Source organism: Anaeropeptidivorans aminofermentans (assembly GCF_940670685.1).
Classification (GTDB): Bacteria; Bacillota; Clostridia; order Lachnospirales; family UBA5962; genus Anaeropeptidivorans; species Anaeropeptidivorans aminofermentans.
The window spans coordinates 3,019,875-3,036,736 of sequence record NZ_OW711693.1 but is presented as its reverse complement, the minus strand read 5'-3'; the positions used below and the strand labels follow the sequence as shown (position 1 = coordinate 3,036,736).

The following is a 16,862-nucleotide window of genomic DNA, read 5'->3' as shown; positions in this document are numbered from 1 at the left end:
TAATATGCTTAAGGGTATATTTTGTATTTACATATTTTTAGAGAAAGTCACATATTTATTTAATGGGGCAGTAAGTAAGCTCTTATTGATATTTCCATAGGCTATAGTAAAATACTTTAATTACAGTAACAAAAATTGTATATTATGAATGGCTTAACATAAGCGTTTCTGTCATATTGAGCCGTTTATGAAAAACAGGTTTTTATTACTGACCTAAGGCTATTTTACTGTATAGAGTTAATTTGCTTTTAGTGCTTGGCTTTAAAGAGCATAAAATAAGAGAAAGATAAATTGACAATGAGCTCTTTTATATGGATTCATATAGAGAATTTAATTTTAAAAATTGCCATAAATAGAGTCTTCTTTTGGCTTTATTATATGCAGGGGGTGTTGTTATAGAGGCTTTAAACTATCAAGTATTAAGGGGCTTTAATCTTAAGCCCGGCAATGTCCTAAAGCAAAAGGGAAATTTTATAGTCAATGCACATGGGAAAAGAAGTATGCTTCAAAAAACCGATGAAAGCATAAATCATATTCTGTTTTCCCATGATATAAAGAATTTCCTGAAAGAAAATAACTTTAAAAATGTAGACCATTTCAGCCTTTCTATAAACAATACGCCTTACTATACGTATAATAACGAAAATTACATCATGACAGAGGCTCCTGAGGCCGAACAAATGGATTTTTCCAAGGTGGAGCTTTTTTTAAGGCTTGTTTCGGATACGGCTTTAATGCATAAGATACTGAAAGAAATGCGCTTTTCCGGCGAAGCGTTTAAAGGCGGAAATATGCTTAAGCGTCTTTCCGATTCCAAAAATCAGCTTAGCAAAATAAAAAGGCAGATTGGAAATTCGGGAAGAATGTCTGATTTTGATGTTGTTTTTCTTAAGACTTATGAAGAATATATGGAGAAAATAAGTCTTGCCTTGGATATTTTGAGAACGGAAAATTATATGCAGGAATCCGGCAATAAAAGCATATGCCATAATATTCTGAAAAAAGAAAATATATATGTAAAGAACGGAGAGATTTTCTTTTCTAATTTTTCAAAGGCATCTTTTGATTACTGTATTTTCGATTTATCCTCTTTAATAAAAAGATATTTGAAGCATAATACGGAAAAACGAATTGATATTTATCAGATAGTAGATACATACGCCAAAGTAAATCCCATAGGCGATGAAGAAATGAATATTTTATATGCCTTTCTTCTGTACCCTGAAGGCTTTGTCAATGTCTGCGAAAGCTTTTATTATAAAAAGCGAAGCTTTATACCAAGCTCTATGGAGAGAAAACTTATTTTAGAAACGGAAGGCAGAAGAAAATACGAAGAATATATAAATAGGCTTATAGCAGTATAAAATGCATAAAAAGGGTTTTAGGGCAATTTTACTAGGGCATGGTAAAAGGCGGTTTTTCCTTGAAGTTTTTGTTCTGAAATATTAAAATGTTTGTAAGCTGAGCAGTCGGCTTTTAAGTAATACTTGTGAAAAGGCCCCAAACCATATATAATTTACTATAGTTAGCAAGCTTAAAAACAAGCTTATGAACTATAAGAGGGCGCAAATGGCAGGAAATTTACAAGCTTATGCTTGTCTTATTTTCCATCTTCCCTCCGGTATAAATCAATATTTTATCTCAAGAAGCAAGCCTCTCGCTTCAAAATTTAAAGACTGCTTTAAATTTCAAAAGTTGGGGTTACTTGCTTTATTGTGTGGGGATAATCCCTGCGTAGGATACTTCTGCAATTTGAAATTACAGAAGGTAGTTGACCATTTTGATATATTACTTATGATTTAGATGTTTCGCTATTCTTTTATAGTAAATTTCTTATAAAGATGTAACAAAGACCTATTCACTACGGATTCAAACAAGGATTTCCGTCGGAAACAAGTACATTTTTGAACCCTCTTGAATATATGGTTTTGCTGCTGTTTAACTTTAAATTTACTATAAGAAGCTTTTGCAGAAGAATACTTATGCCCTATATAACTATAAGGCATTATCAAGCGGAGCATAATTTCGGCTTTAAGAGGTGTTTATATGAGTAATAGCAGTAGAAAAGGCCCCGGTGAAAACAAAAGAGGCAGCGGACATGATTATGAGGACGAGGGCGTTTATTATACTCCGTCTAAAAGCAGCAGGAGACGGCAGCAGGATTTGGACAAAACAAGAATCCACCCTGCCATGGACGAAACAAGAATTCACCCTCCTGTGAAAAGGCGGCCGCCTGTTTCCAAATCCTCAAGAAGCGCTTCGCCTGAAAAAAGCAGGCCTACGGGGGGAAATTACGTATATTTTTATATCATAACGCTTGTGGTTGCGGTAATTGTATGTATAGCCGTGTTTTTTGCGGCTTTCAAATACGTGACTAAGGGGGAGGCCCCTCCGGCAAAGCAGGAGCCGGGGACATCCCAGGAAAAAAATACCGATGAAAAATCGCCTGTTGCGGCTGTGGATGAAACAAGCATCATAGGTCTCATCAATAAGGTTGACAGCTCCGGCAATAAAGTCGAAATATTCGACATAGAAAACAAAAAGACATTTGATTTCAGTATTTCAGGGACGACCCAATTAAAAAATAAATACGGAGAAGCCATCGTATTTGCCGAAATCAAAGTAGGTGACATTGTAGACGCAAGATTTTCATCGGACAGTAAAGAGCTTTCAGGTTTAAGCATAAGTTCCATGGCATGGGAGCATAAGCTTGTGACCAATGTAAAAATCAATACGGAAAACCAGTCCATCGTAATAGGAAACGACACTTATAAGTATGACAAGGATAAAACCATGGTCTTCTACGAGGGAAGCGCCTATGATATTTCAAAAATAGACCCTCTTAATGTCGTTACCCTAAAGGGTATGAACGATACCTGCTGGTATGTAGAGGTCAATACCGCAGTAGGGACAATAGAGGTTAAAAACGGCCAGAATATTAAAGACGGAATCATAGAAATAGACAATAACAGCAGAATCCTTATGGAGGAAGGCGGCAGCGTATCAGAGCCCATAAAGGTTCAGGAGGGAAAGCGAAAGCTTGTTATCAAGGGAAGCAATATAGAGCCTATGACAAAGGAAATAGAGGTTAAAAGCGGAGAAATTGCAGTTCTTGACCTTAGTGACGCCGTAATAACATCAGGAACATTAAATATCGTAATAAACGTTACAGGCGCCAAGGTAATGCTGGACGATAAGCAGATTAATGCCGAAGCGCCCCAGAATCTTCCCTACGGTGAATACACTGTAAAGGCGGAAAAGGACGGATACGAGCCTTATGAAGTTAAGGTAAATATTGACGCTCCTACGAAAGAAGTTAATATAACCTTAAACGAGCTTGTTAAGACGAGAGAAATTAATATTACAACCGTTCCTGCAGGAGCAGATATATATGTGGATAATGCTTATATGGGCATTTCTCCTCTTAGTATTAATGTAGATGAAAATGCATCAAGCCTTTCCGTAAGAAAAGACGGCTATATAAACGTTAATCTTAATATGAGTGATGTGGAAAAGAACACTCAGATTATATTAAGGGAGGATATGTCAAATCCGCCCACGGAGACGGCTCCTATTATACCTACGCCGTAATAGTACCTTAAAAAACGGAATAAAACTTACAGGTTTTATTCCGTTTGCTCCTTTAAAAACCCCCTAGGCAGTGCTGAAAACAGTCAAGCCGACAAGAATAATAAATAAACGAAAGTTTATTTATTATTTTACAGCAGAAATACATTTTTCAGCTGTAAAGCAGAAAAAGTATTGTTTGCATGAAAATGTGAATTCGAATGGAACGGTCAAGAAGTCCGGTCACGCGCAGCGTGATTTTTGCGAAGCAAAAATTCTGAGAAGAAAAACGAAGAAATAGCGGTGCTATTTCGAGTATAGTAAATTTCAAATGAAACAGTAATAAAAATCGTATATTTTGAATGGCTTAAACATGGGGGTTTTATATGTTTAAGCCGTTTATGAAAAATAGATTTTTATTACTTCCTTTACTGAAATTTACTATATTTTCAATGAAGAAGTCACGTTTTTATGGTAGAATAGACTAGGTTTTGGACTTTACAGACACGCCCTAATCAAAAGAATATAAATTTAATTTACAAAAGGTGTATATATGTCGATAAAAAAGGAAATAGTAGAAGAGTATATAAAATCCTTCAAACAAGCCCTCATTATATTTCTCATTTTATTTATAGGCTTTTGGCCTGTGAGAATAGACGGAATATCCATGGAGCCTTCCCTTTGCAACAAGGACAGAGTCATTATGAGCAGGGCCTTAGGCCTTATCAGCGGCTATGAAAGAGGAGAGCTTGTTATTTGCAAAAATAAAGATAAGATTGGTCCTAAGAATATTGTTAAAAGGATTATAGCCGTTCCCGGAGATTCTCTTGAAATAAAAGAAGGCAAAGTATACATAAACGGAGAAATGCTTAACGAGGACTATATTCTTGGAGACACGTCAAAAGACATGACCATAGACCTTTTGGAGAATCAGTATTTCGTAATGGGTGACAACAGGCAGGAAAGCGTAGACAGCAGGTATTTTGGAGCGATAGATAAAAAAAGTCTCAAAGGAAAAATAATTTTAAGGTGGTTTCCAATAAATAAGTTAAAAATATATTGACAAGAGGCTTTCTGTGTGATAAAATTTTTTGTTTAACTTGACGCTTGCGGGGTAATGTGCTATAATTAATTAAACCAGTATGAAAATTATGTATTTTCTTTAAGTATTTTCTCTTGGTTTTGGTATGTTTACAATACCGACTGCATTTTTTATGCAGAAAAAAACTGAGGTGATTTAATTGATTGAAAAGAAGGACCTTTTTCAGGTCAAACGGCATATTGCCAGTTGCGTGGGCTACAAGGTACGACTTGAATCAAACAAGAGGCATAATAAATCTGTAGTGAATGAAGGCGTTATTGCGAATGTTTACCCAAGCATTTTTACAATACACCTTGATGAGGGAAATAATTCCGTAAGAACTGTTTCCTGCAGTTATACGGATATATTGACTAAATCAGTAGAGCTTACTATATGCGAATAAAGATAAAGGTATTAAAGGGCCGTTTTGCAAGCGGCTTTTTAATACCTTTTTTATTGTATCTCATACAATAAACCACCTGCTATGCAGGTGGAGGGAAAATGCTTTAGCTTCAAGAAAAATACCCCCTGTGATAAAATAAAGTGGGTTTGCCAACCACAATTATTAGATCATAGGAGGTGTGTCCGATGGACAAAAATAGTTTATCACATACAACCTGGGAATGTAAATATCATCTGGTATTTGCTCCAAAGTATCGAAGACAAATAATTTATGGAAGATTAAAGGCGGATATAGGAAAGATACTTAGAGAATTATGTGAAAGAAAAGGCATAGAAATAATAGAAGCAGAATGTTGTAGTGACCATATACACATGTTAGTCAGAATACCACCTAAATATAGTGTATCAGAGATAATGGGATATTTGAAAGGAAAGAGTTCTTTAATAATATTCGATAGACATGCAAATTTAAAATATAAATATGGGAATAGACATTTCTGGTGTAGGGGATATTATGTTGATACAGTAGGTAAAAATGCGAAAAAAATAGAAGAATACATTAGAAATCAAATACAAGAAGATAAAGTAGCAGATCAAATTTCATTGTTAGAATATATTGACCCGTTTACGGGGGAGCCAGTGAAAGGAAATAAAAAATAAACCGCTTTAGCGGTTATTGGGAAGTAAATGCGGTTGGCAAACCGCTTCGATGCGTCCTCAGACGCATGCCAGTAAGAGCCCCTTATAGGGGCAGAGCAAACTACCGGCTAAGCCGGTAGTTATGATTATGATGAAAAGGCTCTGCGAAAAATTACGAAAGCATTTGCAGAAGATGAGCCCATACTTGATTTAATATGAAATAGTATTATAGTCAATAGGAACAGGAAAAAATTCTGCCTGGATTAAAATGCCCTTTACGGCACTTTAATCTTACGGTATTTCATGGAGCAAAAATTCTTATTGCTTTTTTCTTATTTTAAGCTGTGATGAAAAATAGTTTTTTACTACCTTACTTTTGTTTTGTTTGCTTCTGTATAAAGGCAAATTGACTATATATCGCCCCTTAAGCCTTTCCTGCGCCTCTTCACCCCTCTGGGCCTTTATATTATACAACAAGGCCCCAAAGCCTTTCATTTTTGATTTTTACACATAAAACATCTGCCAAGATAATATATTAATATAGGACTTATTAAGCCATAAGAACATAAAGATTGCTTAAAGGATATTAATCATTTTTCTATTGGGGCAAAGGATATTTTATATGAATTGGCTTATGCTCTGAAAAGAAAAGTAATTTCATGCAGGGGGGTAAAAATATATGGCGGTAGATTTAATCAGAAGAAAAATAGTAATAAGCAGGGACTTTGCCGATGAAGAAACCCAGCTTCTAATGGAAGGCGATATTATCGTGCCTGATGTGAAGCCTGATATAGCTTACATACTCCAAACTTATTCAAAGGCCATTCTCACAAGAGTAGAAACCACAAACGACAGAGTAAGTTTTTCGGGAAGCCTCTTTATTAAACTTCTCTATATGTCTAAAGGGCCAGACAGCAGAGTATACAGCATAGAGCATGTTGCGCCTATAGATGACTATATAAACATTCCCGGCATTGACAGCAGTATGTGGGTAGATGTGGGCATAGAAATTGAAAATATCGACTATCAAATCGTAAATGACAGAAAAGCAAATTACAAGGCAATCATAGAAATATCTGTCTATGTAATCGTAAACGAGGAACATGATGTTGTAGTAGACATTGAAGGCATACCGGAAAATCAGATGGTAAAATACCCGATTGTTTTAAACAGGCCTATTATAAGAAAAGACGACCGTATTTCCATAAAGGACGAAGTGGTAATACCTCATGGAAAGCCCAGCATACAAGAGCTTTTGCAGGTAAATATGGCCATAAGCAATCAAGAGTACAAGGTTCTTAATGACAAAATCAATGTCATGGGAGAAATTGCCGTAACGGTTCTTTACAGGGGAGACGATGACGACAGTGTAATTGAATTTGTAGAATATGAAATCCCCTTTAACGGCCATATAGACGTACCGGGAATTACAGAGGATATGTTTGCAGATGTTCGGCTTAGCCTTAGAGATGACCACGCTCAGGTAAGAACAGACGAAGACGGCGAAGACAGAATTATTGACCTTGAAGCTACCATGGCCGTATTTGCAAGGGTAAGCAAAATAGATGAAATAGATGTACTGGAAGACGTTTATCTTATAAATCAGGATTTGCTTATACATAGAAATAAAATTGTATATCCTCGCCTTGTAAGCAGAAATAAGAATCAGGCCTCCATAAAAGAAGTAGTAAAACTTGAAGAGGACAGCCCGGATATATTGCAGATATTCAATATAAGCGGAAAAGTAATAACAGATGATGTTAGGGTGTTAGAAGACAAGGTAGTTGTTGAAGGGGCAATAGAGCTGGATATTCTTTATATCGCCGAAAGCGATGAAAGCCCTATTTATAGCTTCAATACGGTAATTCCATTTAAGCAGACCATAGATACGAAAGGCTCAGAGCCGGGAATGGACGTAGACGTAGGCATAGATATAGATTATATTAGCTTTAATATGCTAAGCAGCGACGAAATAGAAGTAAGAGTAATGCTTACTTTCAATACAAGAGTAATAGAAATGATGGATGCTTCTTTAATAACCGATATAGAAATTAGGCCTATTGAACCGGATATTCTTGAGCAAATGCCCAGCATCACCGTATATACCGTTCAAGAAGGCGACAGCCTCTGGAAGATTGCTAAAAGATATAATACAACCATTGATGAAATCGCCGAGGTAAACGGAATGTCGGAGCCTTATGACATCAGTCCCGGACAGAAGCTTCTTATTCTTAAAAAGAATATGCTTGAAGAGGTATTAAATTAAAAATATAATAGAAATACCGCTGCTTTAAAAATAAGTGGCGGTATTTTAATTTGTTAAAGGAAAACCACGGGCTAGGCCCGTGGTTCAAAAGAGGCGGAAGCCGATGAGTAGAAAAAAAGAACTCCTTCATTTAAAATAAGTGCAGGTTTGCCGACCGCACAAGAAAAATGAAGGAGTGCATTCAAGAATGAATGACGTAAACAGTTTAGCCCATACAAAATGGAATTGCAAGTATCACATAGTGTTTGCACCCAAATATCGTAGGCAGGTAATCTATGGAAAGATAAAAGCAGATGTAGGAGAAATCTTAAGGAAACTGTGCAGTCACAAAGGAGTAGAGATACATGAAGCAAATGCGTGTCCAGATCATATACACATGCTGGTCAGTATACCGCCTAAGTTAAGTGTATCCAGTTTCATGGGATATCTCAAAGGAAAAAGTTCACTGATGATCTTCGACCGACATGCAAGTATGAAGTATAAGTATGGAAACAGACAGTTCTGGTGCAAGGGATATTACGTAGATACAGTGGGCCGCAACAAAAAAGTAATAGCAGAGTATATTCGTAATCAACTGCAAGATGACATAGCAGGGGACCAAATGACGCTTAAAGAATATGTTGACCCGTTTACGGGTGACAAGAATGCCAAGGCATAAATAAGGCCGCCCCTTTAGGGGCAGCCTGAGAAAAATATGCGGTTGGCAAATCCTTCAATGAGCCTTTAGGCTCTGCCAGTATCATACCCTTACAGGGTTTGTTCATGCCACCCGTTGTCACGGGTGGTCATGATTAGGGCTTAATTAAAGTTTATTCACTCATATATTTTGTGTGGGAAAAGGATGAGTAAACCCTGTGCTTATGATATAATTTGTATAAAATCAAACTCAGCTTAATTTTATGCACAATCCATTTTATGAAGGGAAATGCATGGGCAGAGTCTCGTCTATACTGTAAATAAGCTCCAAGGAAAGAGGCGATTAAAATAAAGATTCGAAGGATTAACGGCTATGAGCATATCGGTTTTAATCAAAATGTTTTGAACCAGCACGGTGCATTTTTAATTGACGAGACCCCTTGCAGCTTTGAAATTATAAATATGGATACTGCACGGATTTCGACTTTGTGGCAAGGAAGCCTTGATAAAATAATAGATGAATTTAGAGAATTCGCCGGGCATATTACTAAATTTATAGACGAAGAAAATCGCATGATTCAATCATTTGAAGCCATATCCTTAGCTTTGATACCAATTGAAAAACTTCAGCCCAGCCAATTTTTTGTAAATACGGAAAAACTAAATGCCATTAATCAATGGCTTCTGTCAAAAGAGCAGGTAATAATCCCAGCGGTAAAATCAGAAGGCTCCTTTATCGTTATCGACGGGCATACCAGGCTTTATGCTGCCATAAAAAAAGGAATCGAAGAGGCCTTTTTTTATACTATTGAAAGGCCGTCTTATATTCATGATTTTGTTAAAGAGGCAATGAAAAGAAATATTTACAGCATAAGGAATTTGCAAGAGCTGCCGCCTGATAAATATGAGAAGGAATGGATTGGATTCTGTAATAATTATTTTAATAAATGATATATTGATTTTTGCATATTAATATTTTATATGAAGTGAACTTGAAAAATAATATAAAAGTCAGCTTGTAATAGGCATTCTCTATAGTTAATAAATAAGTTTCTATCTTGTTAGCTATAAGATAGTTCAAGAGCGCCCCTGCTTTAAATTTTCTAAATACAATATGGATAAAACGAAGCGCTGCTTGAAGAAAAATGTATGAGCTAAATCGATGCTTATAATATAATCGTGCAAATAAAGGTTTGCAGATATGTACCCGTATGTTATAATATAATTATAGAAATGTAATATTGTAGAATGCTATAATATTACATTTTTTTAATAAATAAAAAGAGGGTTATTATGAAAGGCTTATTTATCACCTTTGAAGGCGGAGAAGGCGCAGGTAAAAGCACCCAGTCAAAGCTTCTTTATGAATATTTACTTAAATCCGAAATACCGGTTTTGCTTTTGAGAGAGCCGGGGGGAACGCCCATAGGCGAAAAAATACGCTCTATTATCATAGACCCTGAAAATTCTGAAATGCTTTCCGTGACAGAGGCACTTTTATATGCGGCGGCAAGGGCTCAGCTTGTTTCACAAGTAATAAAGCCTGCCCTTTCAGAAGGTAAAATCGTCATATGCGACAGATATATAGACTCAAGCTTTGCCTATCAAGCCTTTGGCAGGGGCCTTGGCCTTGACGCAATCGAAAAAATCAATTCCTACGCCATAGGCGGCCTTTGGCCGGATATTACCTTTTATATGAGGCTTTCTCCGGAAATTGGCTTTAGAAGGAAAAAGGGCACTGTTTTCGACAGATTGGAAAAGGAAAATTCTGAATTCCATCGCCTTGTGTTTGAGGGTTTTGAAAAAGCAGCCGATATATATAAAGAGCGGTTTCGCCCCATAAATGCCGATGCATCGGAAAGAGAAATTCATGAAACAATCATTGATATAGTGAATCAGCTTATAAAGCCAATTAAATGATAAATAAATTAGGCCCAGCTTAATTTATATCTAAGCTTTCACTATTTCTAATACAAAAGCCAGGTGCTTAAAAAGGAGGAATTACTATGAAACTCATTATGGCAATTATTCACGATGAGGATGCCTTCCACATCATGGATATTTTAAATGAAAAAGGCTACAGTGTTACAAAGCTTGCAAGTACAGGCGGTTTTTTAAGAGCAGGAAACACTACGCTCATTTGCGGAGTTGAAGATGAGAAGGTAGACGACCTTGTTTCTATTATTGAGAAAAAATGCAAGGGCAGACGCCAGATAACCTCTATAAATTCCTCAAATATGAGCGCTACGGAAAGCTATGTTCCATACCCTGTTGAAGTTACAGTAGGGGGAGCTACAATCTTCGTATTGAATGTAGAAGAATTTAAAAAAGTTTAATAGGTGAGGCATGATCTTATGGATCTTCGAGTTTCGGAAATACTTGCCAATAATTTAAATGAAGTCCAGAGCAAAGTGAAAAAGCCTCCTCATGAGGAATTCAGCTTTACCTTAAGTAAGCTTGGAGAGGAGGGCCTTGCAGCAAGGCTCTCCTCTTTAATTGACGATATCAGCCTTCAAGGCGAAAAAATATCGAAGCATATGGACTTTAACGACATGAAGCAGTATAGAAGCCTGATAAAGGATTTTATTAATGAAGTAGTCACCAACAGCCATGAGTTTTCCCGGGAGAATTATCTCGACAGAAGGGGAAGACACAGGGTTTTTGGTATTGTTCGCGTGATTAACAAGGAAGTTGATGAGCTTGCTCAGGAGCTTTTGAAAAGCGAGAAGGACCATTTGGCTATTTTAGATAAGGTAGGCCAAATCAAAGGACTTCTTCTTGATATTATGGTTTAGGAGCATTCGATGTATTCTTTTGAGCAAATTGAAGGAAATGACTTTATTAAAAATAGCATAAAAAAATCTATTCAGTTTAATAAAATATCCCATTCGTATATTTTTGACGGCCCTGCCTTAAGCGGAAAAAAGCTTTTGGCCATGAGCTTTGCAAAGACCCTTTTATGTGAAGAAAAGGGAGAGACCGCCTGCGGACATTGCATATCCTGCAGAAGTTTTGAAGCCTTTAACAATCCGGACGTGTGCTTTGTCCGTCCTGTAAAATCAAGTTCCATAGGCGTTGACGATATCAGGGAACAGGTAATTTCAACCATTGCCGTAAAACCCTATAAATATAGATATAAAATATATATAATAGATAAAGCGGATAAAATGACGATTCAGGCACAGAACGCTTTGCTTAAAACCATAGAGGAACCTCCGGAATACGGTGTTTTTTTTCTTATTTCCAGTAATTTGGGAAGCTTCCTTGAAACCATACTTTCAAGATGCGTTGTTTTCAAACTGAAACCTATTGGAAGAAAAAAAATTGAAGATTATTTAGTAAAAAACGGCGTAGATAAAAATATTGCAGGTGTCTGCGCTTCTTACAGCGCAGGCTCCGTAGGACAAGCTCTGAAGCTTGCAAAAGACGATGAGTTTAACGGCTTTAGAAGAGACATCATTGATATATTAATGAATTTAGAGGAAAAAAGCGTCAAAAGCGTATTTAAAAGCGCCAAAGCCTTTGAAAAATATAAAGAAAATATAGACGAGGCGTTTAATATATTGTATTTATGGTATAGAGACGCTTTAATATATAAATCAACATTAAAAGAGGGCTTCCTATTTGAAGCCGACAAGCTTAAAGATATTGCAGGATTCAGCAAAAATAAAAGCCTTAACATGCTTTTATCCGGTATAGAAGCAGTTTCAGAGGCAAAAACTTATACAAAATACAATTCTAATTTTACGATGACTATTGAGGTCATGTTTATGAAGCTTGCAGGCCTGTAGGCCAAAGGCTTTGGAACCTCTTTAAGTGACTAGAGGGAGATATATATGGTAGAGGTAGTAGGAATAAGATTCAAACGGGTAGGAAAAATCTATTATTTCGACCCCGATGGACTTAATATAGAAAAAGATACAAAGGTAATTGTTGAAACATCACGAGGCGTCGAATTCGGGAAGGTGGAAATACCAAACAGGCTTGTTCCTGATGAGGATATTGTTCCGCCCCTTAAGAAGGTTATGCGTATAGCCACAGGAGAAGACGCCCTTAAAGATAAAAAGAATAAAGAAAGAGAAAAAGAGGCCTTCGGCATCTGCGCCGAAAAAATAAAGGAACATGGCCTCGATATGAAGCTTATCGATACGGAGCTTACATTTGACTGCAATAAAATCATATTTTATTTTACGTCAGAAGGCAGAGTGGATTTCAGAGATCTTGTGAAGGACCTTGCCGCTATATTCCGTATGAGAATAGAGCTTCGGCAAATAGGCGTAAGAGACGAATCAAAAATGCTAAACGGCATCGGCATCTGCGGAAGGCCCCTTTGCTGTGCTACGTTTTTAGGGGATTTCCAGCCGGTTTCAATTAAAATGGCGAAGGAACAGAATTTGTCCTTGAACCCTACAAAAATATCCGGCATCTGCGGAAGGCTTATGTGCTGCCTGAAATATGAAGAAGATACCTATGAGCATCTCAACAGGCTTCTTCCCAATGAAGGGGATATTATTGATACCCCCGACGGAAAAGGCGAGGTTCTTGCCGTATCCATATTAAGGGGCATTATAAAGGCCGCCGTAAGAAAAAAGGATCAAGACGTTCCCTTGATTAATTTCTATCATGCCGACGAAATTAAAATAATAAGCCACAAGGCCAAAAAGGACGATAAACCCATACCGCCGGAGCTTGAGGATATGACAGATTGATGAATGAAAACAAAGTCGAATTATACGAAGATGAGAGATTAGATGATCTTCACAGAAGCGGATATATGCTCATACAGAACCCTAAGCGGTTCTGTTTTGGCATGGACGCAGTTTTGCTTACGGGTTTTGCTAAGATATATGAAGGAGACAAGGTTCTCGATTTAGGAACAGGCACAGGAGTCATTCCCATTCTTCTTTCTGCAAAGACCAAGGCAGAGCATTTTACCGCCCTTGAAATACAGGAAGAAAGCATTTCCATGGCAAAAAGAAGTGTTCTCTATAACAATCTTACGGAAAAAATAGATGTAATCCATGGAGATATTAAGGATATGGACAGCCTCTTTAAAGCCGGCTCCTTTGACGCAGTAACCGTAAATCCCCCTTATATGAACGGCGGAGGCGGAATCATAAACGATACTTCCCCCAAAGCCATAGCCCGCCATGAAATATTATGCACTTTAGAAGATATTATTAAAGGCTCTGGAAGAGTGCTTAAGTTTAAAGGCCGGCTTTTTATGGTCCATAGGCCCCACCGGCTTACGGATATACTGTATTATTTAAGGGTATATAAGCTTGAGCCGAAGACAATCCAATTTGTTCAGCCCTATAAGGATAAAGAGCCGAATATGGTCTTGATAGAAGCCGTAAAAGGCGGCGGCTCTATGGTAAAGGTAAAAGAGCCTTTAATTATTTACAATCAGGACGGAAGCTATACAGAGGAGCTTATTAAAATATACTATGAATAGCAGAGGTAGAAAATGAGCGGTACTTTATATATATGCGGCACCCCCATAGGAAATTTAAAAGACATTACTTTCAGACAGCTTGAAACCCTGAAAGAGGCCGATTTCATCGCCTGTGAGGATACAAGACAGACCCTGAAGCTTCTAAACCATTACGACATCAAAAACAGGCTTATAAGCTATCATGAGCATAATATAAAGCAAAAGGGCCCTGAGCTTATAGGGCTTTTGAAAGAAGGCAATAACATTGCCCTTGTAACTGATGCAGGCATGCCGGGGATTTCCGACCCCGGGGGCGATTTAATAAGGCTCTGCCACGAAGAAGGTATTAAGGTAACCGCCGCCCCAGGGCCGACGGCTGTCATAACGGCTTTGGTTCTTTCCGGCCTTGACTCTTCCAAATATGTATTTTACGGCTTTCTTCCTAAGGATAAAAAGGAACAGAAAATGATTTTAGAAAGACTTGCCACGGAATATATGACAAGCGTTTTTTATGAAGCCCCGCATAGGCTTTTAAAGACCCTTAAGCTCTTCAGGGAATATATCGGAGACGATAGAAGAATAAGCACCGTAAGAGAGCTTACAAAGCTTCATGAGGAAATCCTATGTCTTAAAATTCATGAGGCTATAGAATATTTTTCCCATAATGAGCCTAGAGGAGAATTTGTTCTTATTGTGGAAGGCATCGGCTTAGAAGGCCTTGACAGCCTGAAAATAGAAGAAGCCGAAAGCATGACCATAGAAGAGCATATGGAAAAATACATGGCTCAAGGCATAGATAAAAAAGAAGCCATGAAGCTTGTGGCAAAAGACAGAGGGGTAAGCAAAAGCGAAATATATAATAGGATTATGAAAAAATAATATATTTAATACAAAAGCCCGAATATCTAGGTATTCGGGCTTTTGTATTTTAATAATTTCCATTTTTTTCATATAAATGTTAAGAAAATGTATAAAAATTATGAACTGAGGCAATTATATAGGGGATAAATGCTAGGTATAGAAATTTTATCTAAGGAGATGAATATTATTAATATTAAATATTTAAAATCCGCCATTATATCTATTGCCTTAATCGGCGTTGTTTTCTGCGGCAGTGTATACGCTGACGATTTAACAAGACCGGAGTATAAAATTATTCTTGATAGAAAGCTTACAAGTATAAAATATGAAAAAAAGGGCAGTTCATACTTTGTTCCTTTAAGATATGTGGCAGAATATTACGGAGCCGAGGTTCGCTGGAGTAAAACAGACGGCGTAAAAATAGTATATAATGCAAAGGAATACAATCCTAATTATTATTTAAGCGGCTCTACAGCAATGATAAATCTTTGGGATATAAAGACATTTCTAGGCCTTAATTCTTCTTTTAATGATGAATTTAATATTGTAAGCATTTCAAGAGAAAAAAATGCATGGCTTTCCCCTGAGGAAATAAAAGGCATACTGCCTAAGTATTCAGGATATACCAAAGAGGACCTTAACTGGATGGCAAAGATTATACACGCAGAAGCAAACGGAGAGCCTTACGAGGCCAAAATAGCCGTAGGAAACGTCATCTTAAACAGAAAAGCTTCACCGGCTTATCCCGATACGGTTAAAAACGTTATATTCGACAGGAAAAACGGCATACAATTTTCACCTACGGCAAACGGAAGCATCTATAACGAACCTTCAACAGCAAGCTTCCTTGCGGCGGTGGAAGTTCTTGAAGGAAAACGGAATGCCGATGGAGCTCTATTTTTCATAAATCCCCGGTACGCCCAGTCCACATGGGTAAGCCGCAACAGAAAATTTGCATTTACACTTAAAAATCATGACTTTTATTATTAAAAAAGAGCCGCAAAGCGGCTCTTTTTTTAATGTATATAAGAAAAGGCATGAAAATTATGATGATATTTCCAGGTCTTTACTAGAAATATAAATATATTTGTCGTAAGCCTTGGATTACAAGCGAAATCAAAGGATTAATCATCAATTTCTAATATTTCTGCTAGTCCAAACTGAACCAAGCATGTACAGCTAATTAAATTTTATACATAAGCAAGACAGCCTTTATAGAAATTAAAATAGAATTAGTTCTTCCTTTTCTTTGAAAGATTAAATAGGTCACCGCTTCTTGGTCTTTTAGTTTGTGATAAGCCCGGTTTTTTAGAATTCTTCTTGCTAATTACTTTAGGTCTTATGTATAAATAATTTTAATGCTATAATTTTCAGCAGTTTAAAGAAATATATGGATGTTTTATTCATTTGGCTGTAAGTAAAATTTAAAAATTTTTAAATTTTAGGATTATATTTTAAGAAGTTTTTTTCAAGAATTTTTTATATTTTTTAAAAACCCCGGAAGAGCTCATATAAATTTCATCGCCTATTTCTTCCCAAGTCATTTTTGAAATATGTCTCAGGCGCATAATAAGGCGGATGTCTCCGTCCTCAATGGAATTTATGTAATTCTCGATTTTTTCTCTTAAATCTACCATAACTTCCAGTCTATCATTTAAAAGCTTTACTATTCTATCAATATTTTCCTTGCTTTCAGGCCTTTCCTCTTTAAGCAATTCATTTATATCATTATTTAAAGTTTTTATTTCCTTTACAATAAAAAAATATTGGTCCAAGTCCTTTTCGTTCATAAATTACACCTCGTTTCTATTGAACATAAAAAATAAATGCTTGTACTTTTAGTATATTAATACTTCGTGGATTGTTTACAATAAATAGTACAAATTTTGTTGAAAATAATGTCAATGAAGGAAATCAGGCAATAATTTGAATATTTTAAAACTTATCGGTTTAAAATCCTTTTCAAATGATTTATA

Annotated in this window: 17 protein-coding genes; 16 read left to right on the top strand and 1 reads right to left on the bottom strand. The window is 36.6% G+C overall.

Going from position 1 to position 16,862, the window contains the following annotated elements:
- The first annotated feature begins 365 nt into the window (after window positions 1–365).
- From NBX03_RS12795 to NBX03_RS12720, 16 genes are all read left to right on the top strand, one after another.
- Window positions 366–1,364, top strand: coding sequence for a protein kinase family protein (locus NBX03_RS12795; protein ID WP_250228153.1), 999 nt, complete (start codon window positions 366–368; stop codon window positions 1,362–1,364).
- 682 nt (window positions 1,365–2,046) lie between these two features.
- Window positions 2,047–3,591 (top strand): PEGA domain-containing protein, encoded by a 1,545-nt coding sequence (locus NBX03_RS12790; protein WP_250228152.1) that lies wholly within the window; start codon window positions 2,047–2,049, stop codon window positions 3,589–3,591.
- A gap of 529 nt (window positions 3,592–4,120) precedes the next feature.
- The gene (gene lepB, locus NBX03_RS12785; protein WP_250228151.1) at window positions 4,121–4,630 is read left to right on the top strand and encodes a signal peptidase I; all 510 of its coding nucleotides are present in this window, start codon (window positions 4,121–4,123) and stop codon (window positions 4,628–4,630) included.
- 178 nt (window positions 4,631–4,808) lie between these two features.
- Window positions 4,809–5,051 (top strand): Veg family protein, encoded by a 243-nt coding sequence (locus tag NBX03_RS12780; RefSeq protein WP_250228150.1) that lies wholly within the window; start codon window positions 4,809–4,811, stop codon window positions 5,049–5,051.
- A gap of 185 nt (window positions 5,052–5,236) precedes the next feature.
- The gene (gene tnpA, locus NBX03_RS12775; protein ID WP_250227316.1) at window positions 5,237–5,710 is read left to right on the top strand and encodes an IS200/IS605 family transposase; all 474 of its coding nucleotides are present in this window, start codon (window positions 5,237–5,239) and stop codon (window positions 5,708–5,710) included.
- A gap of 658 nt (window positions 5,711–6,368) precedes the next feature.
- Entirely contained in the window at window positions 6,369–7,955 is a 1,587-nt protein-coding gene (locus tag NBX03_RS12770) for a DUF3794 and LysM peptidoglycan-binding domain-containing protein (RefSeq protein WP_250228149.1), read from the top strand.
- Between the two features lie 187 nt (window positions 7,956–8,142).
- A complete protein-coding gene (tnpA, locus tag NBX03_RS12765; RefSeq protein WP_250228148.1) occupies window positions 8,143–8,613 on the top strand; it encodes an IS200/IS605 family transposase in 471 nt (156 codons plus the stop codon).
- Window positions 8,614–8,993: 380 nt separating this feature from the next.
- Entirely contained in the window at window positions 8,994–9,542 is a 549-nt protein-coding gene (locus tag NBX03_RS12760) for a hypothetical protein (RefSeq protein ID WP_250228147.1), read from the top strand.
- Between the two features lie 342 nt (window positions 9,543–9,884).
- Window positions 9,885–10,511, top strand: a complete 627-nt coding sequence (gene tmk, locus NBX03_RS12755) for a dTMP kinase (protein WP_250228146.1) — start codon at window positions 9,885–9,887, stop codon at window positions 10,509–10,511.
- Window positions 10,512–10,597: 86 nt separating this feature from the next.
- Window positions 10,598–10,927 (top strand): cyclic-di-AMP receptor, encoded by a 330-nt coding sequence (locus NBX03_RS12750; protein WP_250228145.1) that lies wholly within the window; start codon window positions 10,598–10,600, stop codon window positions 10,925–10,927.
- A gap of 18 nt (window positions 10,928–10,945) precedes the next feature.
- Window positions 10,946–11,386, top strand: coding sequence for a YaaR family protein (locus tag NBX03_RS12745; RefSeq protein ID WP_250228144.1), 441 nt, complete (start codon window positions 10,946–10,948; stop codon window positions 11,384–11,386).
- A 9-nt stretch (window positions 11,387–11,395) separates the two neighbouring features.
- On the top strand, window positions 11,396–12,382 hold the full coding sequence (locus NBX03_RS12740; RefSeq protein WP_250228143.1) for a DNA polymerase III subunit: 987 nt from the start codon (window positions 11,396–11,398) through the stop codon (window positions 12,380–12,382).
- A 45-nt stretch (window positions 12,383–12,427) separates the two neighbouring features.
- Window positions 12,428–13,300, top strand: a complete 873-nt coding sequence (locus tag NBX03_RS12735; RefSeq protein ID WP_250228142.1) for a PSP1 domain-containing protein — start codon at window positions 12,428–12,430, stop codon at window positions 13,298–13,300.
- Complete coding sequence (locus NBX03_RS12730) at window positions 13,300–14,046, top strand: tRNA1(Val) (adenine(37)-N6)-methyltransferase (RefSeq protein ID WP_250230279.1); 747 nt, start codon at window positions 13,300–13,302, stop codon at window positions 14,044–14,046. The genes NBX03_RS12735 and NBX03_RS12730 overlap by 1 nt, the downstream gene beginning before the upstream one ends.
- A gap of 12 nt (window positions 14,047–14,058) precedes the next feature.
- Entirely contained in the window at window positions 14,059–14,904 is an 846-nt protein-coding gene (gene rsmI, locus NBX03_RS12725; RefSeq protein ID WP_250228141.1) for a 16S rRNA (cytidine(1402)-2'-O)-methyltransferase, read from the top strand.
- Window positions 14,905–15,033: 129 nt separating this feature from the next.
- Window positions 15,034–15,876: a cell wall hydrolase gene (locus NBX03_RS12720; protein WP_250228140.1), complete on the top strand. Its 843-nt coding sequence runs from the start codon at window positions 15,034–15,036 to the stop codon at window positions 15,874–15,876.
- 464 nt (window positions 15,877–16,340) lie between these two features.
- Here NBX03_RS12720 and NBX03_RS12715 read toward each other — a convergent pair whose 3' ends face one another.
- Window positions 16,341–16,676: a DUF1492 domain-containing protein gene (locus tag NBX03_RS12715; protein WP_250228139.1), complete on the bottom strand. Its 336-nt coding sequence runs from the start codon at window positions 16,674–16,676 to the stop codon at window positions 16,341–16,343.
- Window positions 16,677–16,862: the final 186 nt, after the last annotated feature.

Coding starts and splice junctions, on each gene's coding strand:
- NBX03_RS12720 (WP_250228140.1), top strand. CDS start 15,034: ATGCTAGGTATAGAAATTTTATCTAAGGAGATGAATATTATTAATATT.
- rsmI (WP_250228141.1), top strand. CDS start 14,059: ATGAGCGGTACTTTATATATATGCGGCACCCCCATAGGAAATTTAAAA.
- NBX03_RS12750 (WP_250228145.1), top strand. CDS start 10,598: ATGAAACTCATTATGGCAATTATTCACGATGAGGATGCCTTCCACATC.
- tnpA (WP_250227316.1), top strand. CDS start 5,237: ATGGACAAAAATAGTTTATCACATACAACCTGGGAATGTAAATATCAT.
- NBX03_RS12715 (WP_250228139.1), bottom strand. CDS start 16,676: ATGAACGAAAAGGACTTGGACCAATATTTTTTTATTGTAAAGGAAATA.
- tnpA (WP_250228148.1), top strand. CDS start 8,143: ATGAATGACGTAAACAGTTTAGCCCATACAAAATGGAATTGCAAGTAT.
- lepB (WP_250228151.1), top strand. CDS start 4,121: ATGTCGATAAAAAAGGAAATAGTAGAAGAGTATATAAAATCCTTCAAA.
- NBX03_RS12735 (WP_250228142.1), top strand. CDS start 12,428: ATGGTAGAGGTAGTAGGAATAAGATTCAAACGGGTAGGAAAAATCTAT.
- NBX03_RS12770 (WP_250228149.1), top strand. CDS start 6,369: ATGGCGGTAGATTTAATCAGAAGAAAAATAGTAATAAGCAGGGACTTT.
- tmk (WP_250228146.1), top strand. CDS start 9,885: ATGAAAGGCTTATTTATCACCTTTGAAGGCGGAGAAGGCGCAGGTAAA.
- NBX03_RS12790 (WP_250228152.1), top strand. CDS start 2,047: ATGAGTAATAGCAGTAGAAAAGGCCCCGGTGAAAACAAAAGAGGCAGC.
- NBX03_RS12730 (WP_250230279.1), top strand. CDS start 13,300: ATGAATGAAAACAAAGTCGAATTATACGAAGATGAGAGATTAGATGAT.
- NBX03_RS12745 (WP_250228144.1), top strand. CDS start 10,946: ATGGATCTTCGAGTTTCGGAAATACTTGCCAATAATTTAAATGAAGTC.
- NBX03_RS12740 (WP_250228143.1), top strand. CDS start 11,396: ATGTATTCTTTTGAGCAAATTGAAGGAAATGACTTTATTAAAAATAGC.